At 62.4% G+C, this 873-nt stretch carries 1 pseudogene; it reads right to left on the reverse strand.

Annotated elements, in window-relative coordinates:
* A pseudogene (locus AAC083_RS22725) lies at window positions 1-755 on the reverse strand (peptide ABC transporter substrate-binding protein); the annotation flags it as partial.
* Window positions 756-873 lie beyond the last annotated feature (118 nt).

An 873-nucleotide genomic window follows, 5' to 3' on the forward strand; every position in this document is an offset into this window, starting at 1 on the left:
ACCCGCTGGATCCGGGTATGGGCATCATCCCAATACTGGGCGTTGCGCTCCGCCTCGATGCGCTCGTTGGGCACCCAGTTCACCAGCTTGTAGGCGCCGTTGCTGACCAGCTTGCCCGGCTGGGTCCACTGCTTGCCAAACTGGTTGATAGCCTTCTCGTTAACCGGTACGAAGGGACGCTGACTGACCAGCTGCAAGAAGTAGGGCACCGGCCGCTCCAGAGTCACTTTCAGGATCTGCTCGCTCTCGGCCTCCACCCCCAGGGTATTGAGATCCAGCGCCCCTGCGTAGATGGACTGGGCATTGTTGATACCGGTCGCCAGCAACAGCCCGGCGGAAGGTGAGCCCTGCGCCGGATCCAGCAGTCGCCGCCAGGCATAGACAAAGTCCTGCGCGCCGAGCGGCTCACCGTTGGACCACGTGAGCTGCGGACGCAGGAAGAAGCGCCAGACCAGCCCATCGTCACTGCTCTCCCAGCGCTGGGCCTGAGCCGGCACTATCTTGCCCTGACCATCTTCGCTCACCAGCCCCTCGAACAAGTCCACCAGCACGACCTCACCCGGAAAACCGGATCGGATCTGGGCCGGGTCGAGGGATTCCGGCTCGGCGCCATTGCCCTTGACCAGGGTCTGGCGGTCCGACAACACGGGCTCTTGGGACACAGTGGTGGCCTGCAATGAAGGGGCCATCAACAGGCCCAGCAGCAAGGGAGAGAGCCAGCAGCGGGCGGGCCGGGAAGCGGGGCACAAAACCATGACATACACCTCGTTCAATTCACTTTATTTCAAGAAGGGGGAAGGCCGGCAGCGCGCCTGAATACGAATGCATGATGCTGCGCTTGTTATCCCCAAAGACGCCCCGTATTGTATCGGG

The organism is Aeromonas sp. HMWF014, from assembly GCF_963878295.1.
GTDB lineage: Bacteria > Pseudomonadota > Gammaproteobacteria > Enterobacterales > Aeromonadaceae > Aeromonas > Aeromonas popoffii.